This is a genomic window from Flavobacteriales bacterium (genome assembly GCA_013214975.1).
Classification (GTDB): Bacteria; Bacteroidota; Bacteroidia; order DT-38; family DT-38; genus DT-38.
This window is the reverse complement of the sequence record JABSPR010000342.1, coordinates 11811-30099: the sequence shown is the minus strand read 5'-3', so window position 1 is coordinate 30099 and position 18289 is coordinate 11811. Positions and strand designations below refer to the sequence as shown.

The following is an 18289-nucleotide window of genomic DNA, read 5'->3' as shown; positions in this document are numbered from 1 at the left end:
TAATAGCTACATTACTACTGAGTGGTTCTGTCGGGGCGCAGCAATTACCAGAATCTAATTTGTATAACTTCAATAAATATGGAATAAATCCAGCATATGCAGGTTACAAAGAATGCCTAGAAGCTTATGCAAGTCATTTGAGTCAATGGGTAGGTGTAGATGCTGCACCTATAACTGATTATTTATATGTACATAATAGCTTAGGTAAAAATACAGGAGTAGGCGGTGGGATAATTATAGATAAAGCCACATATATTAGTCGCGTCTCGACCAAGCTTTCTTATGCCTACAAAATTAAATTTGGAAATAAACATAACCTTCGGCTTGGCTTATCAGGTATTTTGGGTCATATCAAGATCGATCCTTCTTCCGCTATTGTAGAAGACAAAACTGACCATGTGCTTATGCATGGTGTACAAACTGGTTTTACGTTAGGTTCCGAATTTGGAATATTCTATACCTTAAACTATTTCCAGTTTGGATTGTTTATTCCACAAATCTTTAATAACCACATTAAATCGGATTTCATAGGCGTAGATAAGTTTACAGATGCTAAACACATAATTGGATATGCAGAATACAACTTTGTAATAAATCAAAAATGGAAAATAAAACCATCAATATTATACAAAGGTGTGCAGGTTCAAGTATCCCAAATCGATATAAATACAATGGTAGTCTACAATGATATAATCAATTTTAGTATAGGCTACCGAACCCACATTGGCCCACTAGTCAGATTAGGAATCAATATTAAGGAAAACATACTTTTGGCATATGCCTATGAATTTCCAGCAATAGAGATCCCTGGTTACACAAATGGTTCTCACGAAATCATTATAGGATTCAACTTATGCAACAAAAATACGTCAGTATCTTTCAATTGAGGGTTCTGTCTGGAAATGTCGGTGCGATTGACCACCTATTGTAATTTAATAATATGCTTACAAGTATTGGTACCGTTAGAGTGTAGAGTGTTTGTGGAAAGTGACATCGATGGTCAATTCAACCGAAATTAGGTGGTCCGATGCACCGTTTTTTACACTCCAGACTTCATTAGACTCCACAGGGTTGAATATAGGATATACTGGCTACCCTTTTAATACGCTTTCTAGGCTCTATCAGCCCATTCCTTCCAAGTATATTATTGATAGTTGTAACTGAAGGAATAACATCTTCATCAAACTCCGACTTGAGTAGCTCCGAAAACTTTCTGGCACCCCAGTTTTTATGGTTCTTTCTTAGCTTGACTATTGCTTATTTTATCTCAGCAGGAGTTTTGTTGGGTTGCCTGAAAGGAGCTCTGGAGTTATCTGCAATACCAGAGGGGCCAAATTCTTTATACTTGTTTATAATATTATATCCAGCAGTTCTTGAAATGTTAAACTCATTGCAAAGAGCTGAAAAGGAATAATTATTGGATTCCCATAATGTGATAAATTCACTTTCTTGTTCCATAGTTGATACGTTTTTCGGCATAACTTAGCGTTTGGGTTATGCCTTAAATTATTAAAAAGTGTCAACTATGTGTCTTTAACGTTTGTCAACTATGAGCCTTGACCGTACCTGCTGGAGCATCGCTTTTGTCGTATGGCATTTCTGCTCTGCTGTTTTGGCAGCTTTGAATAAACTTATCGAAAACTTCAAAAAAGGAATTATTGGATTTCCCCGAATTAAGGAATTGCTTAAAATAATCAACGGTTGGTTTTTTGCCCACTATATTGGCTTCGCGATATTGTTTTAGGATTTTTTCATTAAGAGTATTAAGGAGGTCATCGATATCCGATCCCCCGGCAACTCCTCTAACAGCTCTTTGCTTTTCTGGATTCCATTTATCTGGATGTATTCGCTCTCCGGAATAGTGCTTTAATCTCTTGCCATCAAAGGAGAATAGTGCATCAATTTGGGTCTCTAATCTTTCAGAAGAGATGTATTTCTTTTCAGCGTCCTTAATGCCAAAGTAATAACCAAGGTTATACTAAAAATCATTATTGATTTCTCCGTTATAACTAATTTATTTTGAAGAAAGGAATCTCTTAAAAAGTCAACGAATAAAAAGCCAAAAACGGTTGATAAAAAACCTGAATACTCCCTTCTGAGAGTGGCTTTCCAGGAAACACCATTCCCTTTCCCTTCCCACAGACTAAACTTTGGAATAAATGCAGGTACACCCTTCGACCAATTTAAATAATCGTCCCCAAACTTCCCTTCCAAAAAACGTTCTTCAGCAAACATAATTCTCTCGTAATAAATCCAATACATCAAACTAACTACAAGGAAAAAATAAATATTACTGATATAAATGACTATTCCGATCCAAATCAAATAATTACCTAAATACAATGGGTGCCGAACCACTGAGTATATTCCTTTCGTGTTAAGTACTTCTGCAACTTGTTTAGTCCTATTTCTTCCTGATGTATTACGAGCTACACTTCCTATTGTATAGCCTCTTACAAAAAAACCAAGCACACATACCACAATAGAAAACCACTTTATAATTTCCAGATTCTGTTCGCTTAAATAAGATAAGTCTGTGAAATAAATCGCAGGCACTGCTACCAAGAATAATAGTGCAGGTACTTGCCCTCTATATTTGAATAACCAATTGCCTTCAGTTTCCAAAGAATGTATTAACGCCATTGATTTATATACTTGAAGTTCTTATAGATTTTATTTAAATTGCCACACGTTACAGCCACCGCGAAATTAATAAAAGTTTAGGTGTTTGTTAATCACAAATCTAATTGAACATGTCTGACGATAGAAAATTCGAGCTTGAATACCTGGTTAAATCAACACCATCTGTACTTTTTAATTTTTTCTGCACGCCAGATGGCTTAGCTATTTGGTTTGCTGACAATGTAAATATTAAGGACGATCTGTATTCATTTGTGTGGGATGGTGCTGAGCAAGATGCACTATTAATCAAACGTATTGATGGAGACTTATTAAGATTCAGATGGGATGATGAAGATGAAGACTATTTCGAATTCCGTTTTGAATTAGATGACCTTACTTCCTCCACCTCGTTATTTGTTACGGACTTTGCTGATGAAGATGAGAAAGACGAGGCAAAAAGATTGTGGGACACACAATTAAACAAGTTGTTTTCTGCAATAGGCTTGTAGGAACAACATAACAAAGTCGATATTATTAAGACATATCAAAATCAATGAAGACGTTACATAAATTCATTGTATCCTCCTATTTAGGTCCATTTTTCCTGACGTTTTTTATTGCTGTGTTTGTATTACTAATGCAAACCCTTTGGAAATATATTGACGATTTAGTTGGGAAAGGTCTTGAATGGTATATAATCGTTGAGTTAATGATATACTGGGCGGCTTATCTTGTACCTCTTGCCCTGCCTCTTGCTATATTATTTTCTTCGATAATGACTTTTGGCAGTATTGCCGAACACTCCGAGCTAGTCGCCCTTAAGGCAGCAGGTATATCAGTAAAGAAGGTAATGTCTCCGTTAATAGTTACATCCCTTATAATTAGCTGTATTGCATTCTATTTTTCGAATAATATATGGCCTGTAATCAATTTAAAACAAGCTTCTCTTCTTCATGATGTCACTAAGAAAAAGCCCACACTAAATATAAAAGAGGGCGTTTTCTATAAAGGCTTGGATGGTTACACCATGCGCGTTGGTAGTAAGAGTAAAGATGGCAAGATATTGAAAGACATAATTATTTACGACTACATGGACCTTGCCGAAAACAAACGAGTAATTACAGCTGAGACCGGGAAAATGGCATTTTCCGAAAATGAAAGTCACATGCTCTTTACATTATATAACGGCTATAGTTATACTGAAGGAATAGGAAAAAAAGATCCGTTAAAATACAGGCGAAGCGACTTCGAAGAACAAACAATGATCTTTGATGTTTCAGCCTTTCAATTTAATCGAGAGGAAGAAGAATTGTTCAAAGGAGGGTATCGGATGCTGAACTTAAGTCAACTTAGTGATGCCGTAGACTCTTTGAGAATACAACTAGACCATGGAAAAACTGACTTCGCCAAAATAATGAAGAAAAATTACGACTACACGAATATAGATCTCAGCAATGCAAACGATACGATGGAGAATATTTTATCGCCAATGAACATAGCGGATCAAGTAAAAACTATTGATGCCGCTCAAAATTTAGCAAGAGGTGGATTAGGTTATATGGAAGCAAATAAAAGAACGCTTAAGAGTAGGCTCAGAAATATCCGTCTCTATTTAATTGAATGGCATGGAAAATTCACTCTATCCTTCGCTTGTCTAATTCTCTTTTTCGTAGGAGCTCCACTCGGAGCAATAATAAAAAAAGGCGGACTAGGATTACCAATGGTCTGTTCTGTTTTTATTTTTGTCTGCTTTCATGTAATAAGAACAACAGGGAGGAAACTTGCTTTAGACGGAACCCTTACACCACTTGAAGGGATGTGGTTAGCGCCAGCTATTATTTTACCACTTGGTTTATTTCTCACAGCCAAGGCTACTTCCGACTCTATCATTTTTGATAGAGCCTGGTATAATAAAAAGTTAAAGCTCATTACGGGCAGAAAGTAGAATGAATATTCTTCAGCTATGTAGCAAACCGCCTATTCCGGCATTAGATGGCGGAAGGATAGCTATGCATTCTATTACTACAGGCCTAGTAAATCAAAAACATGGCGTAAAAGTATTTTCCCTTTCCACCCAAAAACATCCGGTAATTGAATCTGAATTATCTGATACCTACAAAGCTTCCACCTCTTTTGAATATTACCCAATTAATACTAAAGTAACACCTCTAGGCATAGCTAAAAACATTCTAAACTCGAGCTCTTATAATGTAGATCGATTCTACAATAAGTCTGTTGAGCAAAAAATTGTTCATCTATTAGCAACTAACCAGTTTGATATTGTTCATTTGGAAAGCCTATTCATGGCACCATATATATCTTGCATCCGGAAAAATAGCGATGCTAAAATAGTTTTAAGATCACATAATATCGAGCACGTGATTTGGGAAAGAAGAGCTTTGAGTACCTCTTCATTTATAAAAAAAAGTTATTTACTCTTTTTAGCTAAAAGACTAAAAAAATATGAAATAGAAGTAATGAACAATGTGGATGGCATCGCCTGCATATCTAAAAGTGATTTGTCTACTTACAAAAAACTTGGTTGTAAAACAGACCTAATTAACATTCCTTTTGGCATAGATCTCGATGATTATTTAATCACACCGAAAAATAATCATTCACCATCCATATTTAGCTTTGGCACTATGGACTGGAAACCTAATGAAGAAGGAGTAAAATGGTTTATTAAAGAAATATGGCCTTCGATAACCAATGAGTTTCCTTCTTTATTATTCCATATCGCTGGAAAAAACATGCCACAATGGATTTCTGAATTAAACGATAAAAACATTGTGGTTCATGAAACGGTTCCTGATAAAATTCATTTCATCAACTCAATGGACATTATGATAGTCCCTCTTCTTTCCGGTGGAGGTATTCGAATAAAGATATTAGAGGGCATGGCTTTGGGCAAAGCAATAATTTCAACAGTAATTGGAGCCGAAGGAATTAATTATACAAATAATAAAGACATCCTTCTAGCAAACAATTCGATCGAATTTGTTAATCAGCTTAAAGTCTTACTCAACGACAAAGTAAAAAAGCAGGAAATAGAAAAGAATGCTATTGAGCTTGTTTATCAGTCGTACAAACAAAAGAATATTATAAATTCACTCACCGAATTTTACAAAAAATTATAAAAAGATAGCCATGAAGATAATGGTTCTTCTATCTCGTATCCCCTATCCTTTAGACAAAGGTGACAAGTTGCGTGCTTTCCATCAAATTAAAAATTTATCGAAGAATCACGAGATAGTTTTATGTGCACTAAGCGAATCTAATATACATCCGGATGCATATGAAAACTTAAAGAAGTATTGCTCTAGTGTTAAATTTATTGAATTATCAAGGTTTCGAATATACTTAAACATCTTTCTCTGTTTTTTTCAAGATAAGCCATTTCAAGTAGCTTACTTCTATTCTAATAAGGTTCAAAAAACTATTAATAACCTAATTAAAGATTCAAAGCCAGATCATCTTTATTGCCAATTAATCAGAATGGCCGAATACGTTAAGGGAAATAAGACGCCAAAAACACTTGACTATATGGATGCCTTATCTAAAGGAATTAAAAGAAGAGTAGAAACATCTCCGTTTTATTTAAGATGGATATTGAAATTAGAAGGAAAACGAGTAATGCGTTACGAGCATCATATTTTCAAACACTTCAATTTTAAAACAATAATTTCTGAGCAAGATCAAAATTTAATTATACATCCAATCAATAATAGAATTGAAATAGTCTCAAACGGTATCGACTCGGATTATTTCGTACCAAGAGAAACGGCTATAGAATATGACATACTTTTCGCGGGAAACATGTCATACCCTCCAAACATTGAAGGAGCATCGTATATCGCCAAAGAAATACTACCTATAGTTAAAGAAAAATATCCAAAAATAAAATTTCTTATTGCTGGCGCTAATCCAGCCAGGTCTATTAAAAACTTAGAATCTGATAGCATACATATTACCGGTTGGGTAGAAGATATTAGACATGCATATTCCAGTTCATTAATTTTTCTCGCACCTATGCAAATTGGAACCGGTCTCCAAAACAAATTACTAGAGGCAATGTCGATGAAAATTCCTTGCATTACCTCACCTCTTGTAAACAATGCGTTAGGAGCAGTTGAAAATGAATCCATACTAATAGGCGATAGCCCACAAGAGTATGCCGATCATATTATAGAACTAATTGAAAACAAGGACAAGCGAGCTTTCTTAACTCAAAATGCCTATTCCTATGTTAGAGAGAACTTTAATTGGGGGAAAACAACTGACAAATTGGAACAATTATTTTTCAATTAAAATTCGCCAAAAGCTACTATTTACCTAGCTTTGCTGCACAAAACCTAACATTATGTTAAATTCGATAGAAGAGGCGATTGCCGATATCAAAGAAGGGAAAGTTATCATTGTTGTTGACGATGAAAACAGAGAAAACGAAGGTGACTTCGTAACAGCTGCAGCAAATGCAACTCCTGAAGTTGTAAACTTTATGGCCACTCATGGTAGAGGTCTAATTTGCGCCCCTATTACAGGTAAAAGATGCGACGAATTAAACTTGGAAATGATGGTTGGTAAAAACACTGCCCAGCACGAAACACCATTTACAGTATCTATCGATTTAATTGGCCACGGTTGTTCCACCGGTATTTCTGCAAGTGACCGATCTAAAACTATTAAGGCATTAATTGATCCCAACACTAAACCTGAAGAGCTAGGAAAACCTGGACATATATTCCCTTTAAAATCGAGATCTGAAGGTGTTCTAAGAAGAGTTGGACATACCGAAGCATCTGTTGATCTGGCCCGACTAGCAGGGTTCGAACCAGCTGGTGTTTTGGTTGAGATAATGAATGAAGATGGCAGTATGGCTAGATTACCTGAGCTACTTAAAATTGCTAAAAAGTTTAATTTGAAAATTATCTCCATTGAAGATTTAGTGGCGTATAGAATTCAAAATGACTCTTCTATTGAAAGAATGGTAGATGTTCAATTACCAACCGTGTGGGGAGACTTCAAACTAGTTGCTTATAAACAAAAGAACAGTGGAGAAGAACATGTTGCACTTGTAAAAGGAGAATGGACAGATGACGAACCTGTATTGGTTCGAGTACACTCTTCTTGTGTTACCGGCGATATTTTCGGATCGTGCAGATGCGATTGTGGTCCACAACTACATACCGCAATGAAAATGGTAAATAAGGAAGGTAAGGGCGTGATTGTGTACATGAATCAAGAAGGAAGAGGAATTGGCCTTATAAACAAACTAAAAGCCTACAAGCTGCAAGAGCAAGGCATGGATACCGTTGAAGCCAATTTAGAATTAGGGTTTAAGGACGATCAAAGAGAATATGGTGTTGGAGCACAAATATTGAGGGATCTTAATGTTTCGAAAATAAAACTAATGACCAACAACCCTAAGAAACGAGCTGGTTTAATTGGTTACGGATTAGAGATCGTTGAAAATATTCCTCTTGAAATGGAATCGAATGAGCACAATAAAAAATATCTTCTTACTAAAAGAGATAAAATGGGCCACTCAATCAACTTAGAAAACTAACTGTTGCTTCAATAAGAAAAGCACTTGCAATGGGAACCAAACCTGTTACAATCATAGCAATAGAGTCTTCATGCGACGATACGTCTGCCGCAGTAATACGAGATGGTGTTATTTTATCCAACATTATCGCAAATCAAGAAGTACATAAACAATACGGTGGTGTTGTTCCTGAACTGGCTTCTAGAGCACATCAACAAAATATAGTACCTGTCGTTACACAGGCCCTTAAAGACGCAGGAGTTGACAAAACCGAGATCAACGCTGTTGGATATACACGAGGACCTGGCTTATTAGGTTCTCTACTAGTAGGAACATCGTTTGCAAAATCGTTTGCATTGGCCCTGAATATACCGCTAATCGAAATAAACCACATGCACGCTCATGTTTTGGCTCTATTCTCGAAAGAAAAAAACAAAGACTATTCTCATCCTAATTTCCCCTTTATATGCTTAACTGTATCTGGTGGTCATACGCAGTTACTAAAAGTAAATGCTCCTTTAGATATAGAACTCGTAGGTCAATCTCTGGATGACGCAGCAGGAGAAGCATTTGACAAATCAGCAAAAATTCTTGGACTTGAATACCCCGGCGGACCACTTATAGACAAGTATGCGCAAAGAGGTAATCCCCTAAAATTCAAATTCCCATTCCCGAAAGCACCTGATTATAATTATAGTTTTAGTGGTTTAAAAACTGCTATTCTATATTTTATTAGAGATGAGACAAAAAAGAACGAACTATTTATTGAAGAGAACTTGGACGACATCTGCGCATCAATTCAATACACTATTGTTGAAATTCTATTTAAAAAACTAAAGGCCGTCGCGTCAGATTTCGACATCAAGGAAGTAGGAATCGTTGGGGGAGTAGCCGCCAATTCTGGCATAAGAAAAAGACTTAAAGAAGAAGAAAAAAATTCGGGTTGGAAAACCTATTCGCCTTCATTTGAATACTGCACGGACAATGCTGCTATGATAGGGATTATGGCTCATTTTAAATATTTAAATAATGTGTTTTCTAACCAAAGAACTACTGCCATTCCGAGGTACCCTATTCAAAGTAAATAAGAAATTTATTTCTTAATCGCGATTACCTCTACCCTTCTGTTCTTATGCATTTCTTCTATTAGAAGCTTCCCTAGCGAATTTCTATCGATAAATGCCAATTCTTTTTCACCTTTCCACTGTGTATTTAAATCGAACCATTCTAACCCAAGACTATTTAAATACTTAGATACCCAACGAGCTCTGTCTTCCGACAATTGTAAATTATATTCTGCTGCCCCTTCAGAGTCTGTATGACCAACAACCTTGTATTTAAAGTATTTCTTGTCTTTTATTGAACTATAAAAATCCTCAATATACACACAGTTAACTGATTTCATCTTATGATGGTCAAAGTCGAAATAGAATGTTGCAACTACTTCTCCATATCTAATCTCCCCTTCTTCTTTCTTTTTATGCTTATCCACAAGCGATGGTAAGACAATAAACACATCACCTTTATCTTTATGCGCCTTAATTAAATTTTCTATGTCCGACTCAATCTTCTTTGCTTCAATTAAAGTTTCGTTTACTCTGGCAGCCAAGTCTTCATTACCAATTAATTTAGCCCCTGTTTGCACTGTTGCAGCACTAATAGTTCTAGATTTAATATTTGGATTAATTCCTGACTTATTCAGAACGATCGAGTATTTAACGTCGGAAGGAAGTTGTGTGAATTCAAAGATACCGGATGCATTAACATGTGATATCAGTACCGTATCCCCTAATTCAGATATTAAATAAATCGTCGCACCTTCTGCATATTGCTTAGGTAATCGAGCAAAATCAAAGCGTCCCTTTATTGAGCTATCCATTGGAGAAATTAACATACTCGCGTCTTCACCTGTAAGTAACTCGATATTACTATATACCCGATAATTAATACCTGTAGGTAACTTGGTAAATTCGAACATACCCTGTGTATTTGGCATACTCGAAGTAATAGTATCGCCTTCTTCAGAAACCAAATACACCATTACTTTTCCTGTAACTTCTTCTGATAACCTGGCATAATTAAACTGGCCTTTTATCGTATTATCAATCGGTTCAAGGAAGACCTCCTCCCCATTTCCCTGTAGAACAATTGCTTCTTCAATTGGGGTAGGATTTACTACTAATATTTCCGGCTCATCATAGGCTGCCTCGTTATCAAGTTCTTCAACATTTACATCCTGTTTAAAGAATTTAACACTAAATTGAGATAAAGCATCGGCATCCAGCATTTGTTCTTTCTGCATGTCCTTAACAAGGCTATCCACCGGAACTCCAATCTGCTCCGATAACTTTTCAATATGCTTCATAGTCGTTAAATCTTCCGCTATCATGCCTACGATAAATTTATGGTACGGTCTTTCTACTTCATCGTCTAAAATTTCCGGCGAAACAATAATCTCTTTTATCTGAGCATAGACTGTAGTATCCTCTTTTAATATTTTAACTAAAGAATCCTGTGAGATATAAAACTTAATATCGGCCATTTTAGAAAACTCAAGTTCATTATTTGCATGCATCAGACTACTTACAAATTCACTATATGAATCGTCTCTATGGGAAGACATTCTTTCCAAAGAATCACCATAGGCTATTACATCTCTTATTTGATCGTAAACGGTACTGTCGTTATCGAGAATAGTATTCAAAGAGTCTTCGGAAACAAAAAACTTAAGTTGTTTTTTATCGAGATCATACGTGTTGGAAGAGTCCGATATTAGCTTTGTATAGTTTAATTCTAATTCCTCAACCAGTTCGGATGTCTCTTTTTGTCCTACAGCAACTGAATCTTCTTCGATATAATCGTCAACCTCATAATAGGCATTTTCGAGTACTACTTTTTGACCTATTACATTTCCATTTTTATCCGTAATGTGAAAATGTTTTATCTCTTGAAAAAACTGAAAATAAGAGATTTGCGTAGGTATTCTATACTCCTCTTGATAGGGCACGAAGCCTTCTGTTTCTACCCGAATATCGTAAGTAATTCCATGCGGTAATAACAATAAATATTCTCCAGTTGTTGAATCTGAATAGTGAACAGATAGCTCTTCTCCAGTAATTTTATCTAAAACAGATATCTTTGAAAAACTTGGTATTTGCTTGTTTCCGCTCAATACTAATCCCTTTATCTCTGCGAATAATGATCTTTCCTCGGCAAATGTTAATCTATAAATATCCATCTTACCGTAACCTCCATTCTTATTTGTCGAATAATACGCGCGGTTAAACTTTGGCGTCATCATAAAGAATATATCGTCGCCGGCTGAATTTACCGGATATCCAATATTTACAGGCGATCTCCACTTTCTTTTATGCAGTTCCGATTTAAATACATCATAACCTCCTATACTAGAATGGCCTTTAGAGGAAAAATATAACGTTCTCCCGTTTGGATCAATATATGGAGCATCTTCATCATATCTTGTATTAACAACTGGCCCCATATTATGCGGTTCATTCCATTCTCCATTTCTTTTTTTAGTTGTAACATAAAGATCTAATCCGCCATAACCACCTTCTCTATTACTCGAGAAGAACAATACATTTTCATCAATAGACAATGTAAGGCTTGGTTCAAAAGCTATTTTATCAAATACTTTATCAAAGCCTTTTAATTGAACAGCATTATTCCATTTGTCATCTTTTAGCTCTGAAGCCCATAATTTAAAATCTCGGTAAATAAACATTTTACTATCGTCTCCAGAAAATTGAACGGCCCCCTCATGTCTTGATGTATTAATTTTAAGTCCTATGTTAATTGGTTTTGAGGTTTTCAATTCTTTCAAAATACTGTAATAACCTATTTGATTCTTTTGGTTATATAAGTCACCTTCATTAACTCGTCCTTCTTCCACATCAACCAAATAGATATCTTCATAGTAATCTCCATCTGGTGATAGTTCGCCTCCCGTAGTCGTTGGTGCTCTGCTCGTGTAAGCCAACTGGGTCTCATCGCTGGAAATAACTGGAGCATATTCCGAATACTTCGTATTTACATCTGGTCCTAAATTTTCTATAACCACATCAACAGGCACTCTTACAAGTACTTTCCCATAGTTACACCGATTAATTTCGTCGTCTAAAAGGAATAGAATTTCTAATAGCTCTTTAATTACTCTATCCTCATATATCAGCTTCATTTGTTGTGCAAGCTCACTAGTTCCATTATCTGTATAATATTTTTTAAGACTTTGAATTTCAAACTGCAAATCAAACTCTACATACGATCTATACTTTGTGTAACTGGTTATGGCATTATGAAATTTGTGTATTAAATGAAAACACCTGGCTAAATAATAAAATGCATCTACTGGAGATGAGTTCAAAAATGAATCAAAATTATCTACCGATTTTTTTAAGTATGATATCGCTTCGGCATAGCTACCTAAGTAGTAATGGCACATCCCAACACGATAATGGTAAAATGTATTATCCGGGTTTTCGACAACTAATTTCAAATAAGACATTAGTGCATCGTGATGGTTTTTCTCTGAATAAAGAGCATTTGCCGCCCGAGGACTTGCTTTCACATTATTATCCTGCGCCAAGCCATAGATAGGCATCAATGAGGCCATCGCAAGTAAAAGCAATAATGATAAGGACCTAACTGAATGAATCATGAAATCTAATAATATGCACGAATTACATTATTTAATTAAAGTTAGTTCAAAAAGTTAACGCACTACTTTAAACAAAGTAGAAATCGCCCCAATTACTTCACCAGCTAACTTTGTCTGTATTACTATTCACTAAATTTATAACCAACTCCTCTTACGGAATGGAAATGAAAAGGGTTTTTAGGATCTCTTTCAAAAAACTTCCTAAACGTTACTATGAAATTGTCGATGGTTCGGGTAGATGGATATCTATCAACTCCCCAAACTATTTCTAATATGGTATTTCGAGAAACAACCTCATTTTTATTCTCAATTAATAATCGTAACAATTGAATTTCTTTTTGAGAAAAATTCCGTTTCTCATTTTTATAATTTTCGCCGGTATAATTTAAAAAACTCACTTTACACTCTCCAAATTCAAATTCGCCGTTACTTATATAATTACTCCGACCGGTTCTTTTCAATAAATTTTTAACGCGAAGCAGAAACTCTTCCAAATCAAATGGCTTAGGCAAATAGTCATCTGCGCCCAACTTTAATCCATGAATTCGATCCCTGCTGTTCCCTTTTGCGGTTAAAAATAATATTGGAATTGAAGAATCCGTTGTTCTTATCGCTTGACACAACGTATAGCCATCAATCTCTGGCAACATTACATCCAAGATAATGAGATCAAATGGCATCCCATTAAACGTTTCTAGTGCCGACTTACCATCTCCAACAGAAATAACCTCGTACTTCTCTAATATCAAGTTTAACTCTATTGTCTCTCTCAAATGGAGTTCATCCTCTACAAGCAGTATCTTTCTTTTCATTTATTAAAATCCTTACAAATTTATAGAATTAGATTATCTAAGATAAATACCAATTCATCTTTTTTTGTTCTTTAACGATTGGCTAACTTCGCTCTAAATTCAAATACACCAAAGGTTTTAGTTAGATGGAGGTTTTGTTAAATGAAGTAAGCGTTAAGCCCGAACTGTTATCGATTGTTAAAAAAGTGATTACAAAAGAAAGAATCACTAAAGCAGAAGGCGTTAAATTATTCGAAGAAGGAGATTTAAGTCTACTTGGAGTCTTAGCTAATGACATACGTGAAGAAAGACATGGGGACTATACTTTTTTCAACAGAAACTTTCACATCGAGCCAACAAACATTTGTGTATTTGATTGTAAGTTTTGCTCTTACTCAAGACTAATAAGAGAGAAAGACGACTCTGCCGCTTGGGAATTAAGAGAAGAAGAGATATACGACATCGTTCGAGAATATAATGACAAACCCGTAACTGAGGTTCACATTGTTGGCGGGGTTCATCCTAAAATGGGAATTGAATACTTTGCAAATCTCATTAAAAACATAAAAAAGATTAGACCAGAAATTCATGTAAAAGCTTTTACTGCAGTTGAGCTCGAATACATGTGCAGAAAAGCAAAAATGACTTACAAGGAAGGATTACAGTATTTAAAAGACCACGGACAAGATTCATTACCAGGAGGAGGTGCCGAAATATTTGACGAGGTTGTTAGAGAGAAAATCTGTGCTGATAAGTGTTCATCCGATCAATGGCTAGATATTCACAGAACGGCCCATAGCATTGGGATGCCCTCAAATGCCACAATGCTATATGGTCATATTGAGAATTCTGAACATCTAATTGACCACATGGATAGATTGAGAACATTGCAAGATAAAACAAAAGGCTTCAATACTTTTATCCCTTTAAAGTTTAGAAACAAGAATAACCAGATGTCTAATATAAAAGAGACGAGTGTTGTTTACGATTTGAGAGTTTATGCTATTTCAAGAATATATTTAGACAATTTCAATCATATTAAAGCTTACTGGCCAATGATTGGAAAAGAAACGACAAAAATGTTATTGAACTATGGCGTCGACGATATTGATGGAACTATTGATGATAGCACCAAGATCTATTCTCTTGCAGGAGCAGAACAGAATCCTGCTATGTCTACAAAAGAGCTAGTTATACTTATTAAAAATACTGGACGTCATCCTATTGAACGAGGCACTTTATATGAGGTAATAACAGACTATGGAACGGAAGAATTTAAAGATGACCTAGAATTAGTTTAGTAGCATCAGATACATTTTCGTTTTATTCTCTGATAGACGATTCTGAATAACCTTTCCATTTTGCAATTACCTCCGACATATCTTGAGGTAGATCAGATTCAAAAAAGACATTCTCTCCAGTTGTTGGATGTTCGAAACCTAAAGTTTTAGCGTGTAGTGCTTGACGTGGCAAAATATTAAAACAATTCTGTATAAATTGTTTGTATTTGGTAAAGGTCGTTCCCTTTAAGATTTTGTCACCCCCATATTCGCCATCATTAAATAATGGATGCCCCAAATACTTCATATGAATACGTATTTGGTGCGTCCGTCCAGTTTGCAACTGGCATTGAATCAAAGTAACGTATCCAAACCGCTGCAGTACTTTGTAATGCGTTATGGATCTTTTACCCATAGACTCATCTTCGAAAACAGTCATTACTTTTCTATTCTTCGGACTTCTTCCTATATATTCATCAATAGTACCAGAATCTTCTTTTAAATCTCCCCAAACAAGCGCTACATATTTACGTTCAATGGTTCTGTCGAAAAAAGCTTTAGCAAGCTTTGACATCGAAATTTCATTTTTGGCGATAACCATTAAACCGGTCGTATCCTTATCTAACCGATGAACCAGGCCTGGTCTATTCTGTTCATCTGTTCCTTCTGGCAAATTATCAAAATGGTATATCAAAGCGTTTATAAGCGTGCCGGAATAATTGCCATAACCAGGATGAACTACGAGACCAGCATGCTTATTCACTAATATAAAATCATCGTCTTCATAAGCGATGTTCAAGGGAATATTTTCAGGAATAAGCTCAATTACTCTTGGAGGATATGGTAATACCATAGAAACTATATCCCCAGGCTTAATCTTATAGTTTGATTTAACAGCCTTATTATTTACAAGAATACTTCCTGCATTAGCGGAATTCTGAATCCGATTACGAGTCACATTCGGTAGCTTATCAGATAAAAACTTATCTATTCGAAGCAAGCCCTGTCCTGGATCAACGGTAAAACCATGATGTTCAAACAATTCATTCTCCTCTTCTTCTTTTGCCCCTTCTATCTCTTCGTTTGATTCTTTCATTTAGTAATCACTAATTTCCGTACATCTACTGTTCCTGCATTACTATCCATAACTCGAACAACATACATTCCATTTTTGTAACCTGATAAATCTACACGAACACCGGGTGCACTCACTTTCTCTCTAAATACAACTTTCCCATATAAGTCGGTTATTAACACTTCTACTTTGTCGGTGAATTCATTGTACCCAATTTGAATATTAATTTCATCTATGGCCGGATTCGGATAGATGGAAAACTCCAACTCTTCCGTACTCCCTCCCTCTTCTAATAAAGCTTTCTTAAGTTCGCGATCGGTAGTTCCAAAAACAGGTCTTATCATTAACGAACCATTAAATGGCGACTCGTGCCATTCGTCGTTATTAAAATAATATGTCTTCGAAATATTATCTGTATTCTTATCTAAACCCACTATTATTTTATTAAGATTAGGCCCTGCTATAGGTGGTTGAATCCAACCGATATAATATTTACCAGCCGATACTATAACGGGGTTATCCAACACATAAGAAGCGTATTTATTTAAATCCTCCGTATAAGTATACTCGGGTTCAACTATGCCATCCATTGATAATGTATCCGTTACTCCACCTATATCACCATAAAATATCTCATTATACACTACAGGAAAAAATGGATTGAACGATATATCATCAATTATTGGATTGAAATAATATTGAATAGCAGTTAGAGTATCTGCCTGTCTTAAGTTGAACTCCATCACAGCAGAAACCCAATCCCCTTTCAACTCAAAGCCCAATTCAGCTGTACCATCATCATAAGCATAGCTGTTCCCAAACCTTTGTTCGTGCCACAAGGTATCTTTCTCAACAAAAATATCTGTTGAAGAATTAATCCAAAACGCGGTATTGAAAGCACCGTACTTTGAACCATTATCAGGAAACAAATCACTTGGTATTCCAACAGAATGATTGGCTATTGCACCCGCACTAGTAAGTTTGGGAGAAATATCTTCAGGTAAAGCATGGTGTACTACACCTAAGCTATCGCTTACGATGTATTGCCAATCATGAACTTTACTAATATTCGAAATATTTACGGCATCAACATCCATACTCGTTTTCAGATATGTTGCCGGACTCATTTGGTAATGCGTCCATGGCATCTCTGTATATGTATTTAATGCTGTACCTAACGGTGCTGTAAAAAAAACTTCGTTCCAAATAGAATCACTCGCATTTCTGAATTTATCTAAATACACCATATCTATGTGCCAATGATCCAAATTCCCGGATAGCGTTGCATAATTTCTAAATCTAAATTGAAATCCATTCTTCAAATACAGGCTATCTTTTATTGACAGCATAACTAATTTAAATGGAGATAACACACTTCCTGCCACGCTCCATATTAAATTCCATTTTTCACTCTCTGGTGACCAAAATTCCAACATTAAGGAATCTTCTTCTTGTGGATCATTTCCTAATCCTTGTGCTTGATAATAGAAACTTAAGTAAATAGAATCGGAAGCAGTATAATTAAGATTGAATGGCATAGATATTAATGTATCCGCAGCACCAGTAGAATTTTCAGACATTCCAAAATCATATGGCTTGCCTTTTCCATCTAATCCATCAAAAGTTGCTGTACCCACAGAAATTGGATTTGAGGCATAGTGATCGTTTATGTATACCCCTTCTCCATACCAAAAGCTAGATGTATCTGAACTTATTACATAAGAAGGCTCTGGCACTAGTACCAAGAAAGGTATTTCCATAGAATCCGTAATCACTCCACTTTCATTAAAAACATATCGAACAGAAGATTTCCAAACGTGAACAACAGAGGTTACCATATACGGTTTCTGCAAATCGCCATACACATATAAAGTATCGCTTATATTGGCAATTGAATCCGTTGATAAAGTAGTAGCATTAAATATATATGTGTAGCTGGTATCTTCGGTATACTTTAAACTGTCGAAGGTTATTGAATTAAGCTTATGACTCCATACAATAGTTGTATCGCTTTCTGAATAAGCGTTTGAAGAATAATCCTTTATATTATCCGAACCAAAATCATCGTAAAACGGAAGACTTAAAGTATCGAATAAATAATAGTAATTGTTCTGCGAAAAACTCTTAGATGATATAGAACTATTTGCACCCATAGAGAAACGAGCAGACATTGAAACCTCACGAACTTGCCCGAAACTACTGAGGCTTGTAACCAATAGCAGAATCGATAAAAGGGCGCTTAATACTGTTCTAAGGGAAATAAAATTCATACTCTTAACCTACCGTAATTCCAGA

Annotated in this window: 14 protein-coding genes; 8 read left to right on the top strand and 6 right to left on the bottom strand. The window is 35.6% G+C overall.

Features of this window, described 5'->3' with window-relative positions:
- Positions 1-887: type IX secretion system membrane protein PorP/SprF (locus tag HRT72_11065; protein NQY68245.1), on the top strand; the 887-nt coding region annotated here is incomplete at its 5' end.
- A 370-nt stretch (positions 888-1257) separates the two neighbouring features.
- On the opposite strand, the gene HRT72_11060 is transcribed toward HRT72_11065, so the two are convergent.
- Positions 1258-1479: a helix-turn-helix domain-containing protein gene (locus HRT72_11060; GenBank protein NQY68244.1), complete on the bottom strand. Its 222-nt coding sequence runs from the start codon at positions 1477-1479 to the stop codon at positions 1258-1260.
- A 432-nt stretch (positions 1480-1911) separates the two neighbouring features.
- Positions 1912-2643, bottom strand: a complete 732-nt coding sequence (locus HRT72_11055) for a DUF1295 domain-containing protein (GenBank protein NQY68243.1) — start codon at positions 2641-2643, stop codon at positions 1912-1914.
- A gap of 110 nt (positions 2644-2753) precedes the next feature.
- On the opposite strand from HRT72_11055, the gene HRT72_11050 reads away from it, so the two are divergent.
- From HRT72_11050 to tsaD, 6 genes are read left to right on the top strand one after another with little or no spacing between them, the layout of a single operon-like run.
- Positions 2754-3131 (top strand): SRPBCC domain-containing protein, encoded by a 378-nt coding sequence (locus HRT72_11050; protein ID NQY68242.1) that lies wholly within the window; start codon positions 2754-2756, stop codon positions 3129-3131.
- Positions 3132-3175: 44 nt separating this feature from the next.
- The gene (locus HRT72_11045) at positions 3176-4567 is read left to right on the top strand and encodes a YjgP/YjgQ family permease (GenBank protein ID NQY68241.1); all 1392 of its coding nucleotides are present in this window, start codon (positions 3176-3178) and stop codon (positions 4565-4567) included.
- A 1-nt stretch (position 4568) separates the two neighbouring features.
- Positions 4569-5762 carry a glycosyltransferase family 4 protein gene (locus tag HRT72_11040; GenBank protein NQY68240.1) on the top strand — a complete coding sequence of 398 codons (1194 nt, stop codon included), beginning with the start codon at positions 4569-4571 and terminating at the stop codon, positions 5760-5762.
- A gap of 10 nt (positions 5763-5772) precedes the next feature.
- Positions 5773-6933 carry a glycosyltransferase gene (locus HRT72_11035; protein ID NQY68239.1) on the top strand — a complete coding sequence of 387 codons (1161 nt, stop codon included), beginning with the start codon at positions 5773-5775 and terminating at the stop codon, positions 6931-6933.
- Positions 6934-6985: 52 nt separating this feature from the next.
- Entirely contained in the window at positions 6986-8191 is a 1206-nt protein-coding gene (locus HRT72_11030; protein ID NQY68238.1) for a bifunctional 3,4-dihydroxy-2-butanone-4-phosphate synthase/GTP cyclohydrolase II, read from the top strand.
- A gap of 29 nt (positions 8192-8220) precedes the next feature.
- The gene (gene tsaD, locus HRT72_11025; protein ID NQY68237.1) at positions 8221-9258 is read left to right on the top strand and encodes a tRNA (adenosine(37)-N6)-threonylcarbamoyltransferase complex transferase subunit TsaD; all 1038 of its coding nucleotides are present in this window, start codon (positions 8221-8223) and stop codon (positions 9256-9258) included.
- 5 nt (positions 9259-9263) lie between these two features.
- Here tsaD and HRT72_11020 read toward each other — a convergent pair whose 3' ends face one another.
- Together HRT72_11020 and HRT72_11015 are read right to left on the bottom strand one after the other, a co-directional pair.
- Entirely contained in the window at positions 9264-12848 is a 3585-nt protein-coding gene (locus HRT72_11020; GenBank protein NQY68236.1) for a PD40 domain-containing protein, read from the bottom strand.
- Positions 12849-12970: 122 nt separating this feature from the next.
- Complete coding sequence (locus tag HRT72_11015; protein NQY68235.1) at positions 12971-13660, bottom strand: response regulator transcription factor; 690 nt, start codon at positions 13658-13660, stop codon at positions 12971-12973.
- A gap of 125 nt (positions 13661-13785) precedes the next feature.
- Here HRT72_11015 and mqnE point away from each other — a divergent pair, with 125 nt between their 5' ends.
- A complete protein-coding gene (gene mqnE / locus HRT72_11010) occupies positions 13786-14940 on the top strand; it encodes an aminofutalosine synthase MqnE (protein ID NQY68234.1) in 1155 nt (384 codons plus the stop codon).
- A 22-nt stretch (positions 14941-14962) separates the two neighbouring features.
- On the opposite strand, the gene HRT72_11005 is transcribed toward mqnE, so the two are convergent.
- Both HRT72_11005 and HRT72_11000 read right to left on the bottom strand, forming a co-directional pair.
- Positions 14963-16015 (bottom strand): RluA family pseudouridine synthase, encoded by a 1053-nt coding sequence (locus tag HRT72_11005; GenBank protein NQY68233.1) that lies wholly within the window; start codon positions 16013-16015, stop codon positions 14963-14965.
- On the bottom strand, positions 16012-18264 hold the full coding sequence (locus HRT72_11000) for a T9SS type A sorting domain-containing protein (protein NQY68232.1): 2253 nt from the start codon (positions 18262-18264) through the stop codon (positions 16012-16014). The genes HRT72_11005 and HRT72_11000 overlap by 4 nt, the downstream gene beginning before the upstream one ends.
- Positions 18265-18289 lie beyond the last annotated feature (25 nt).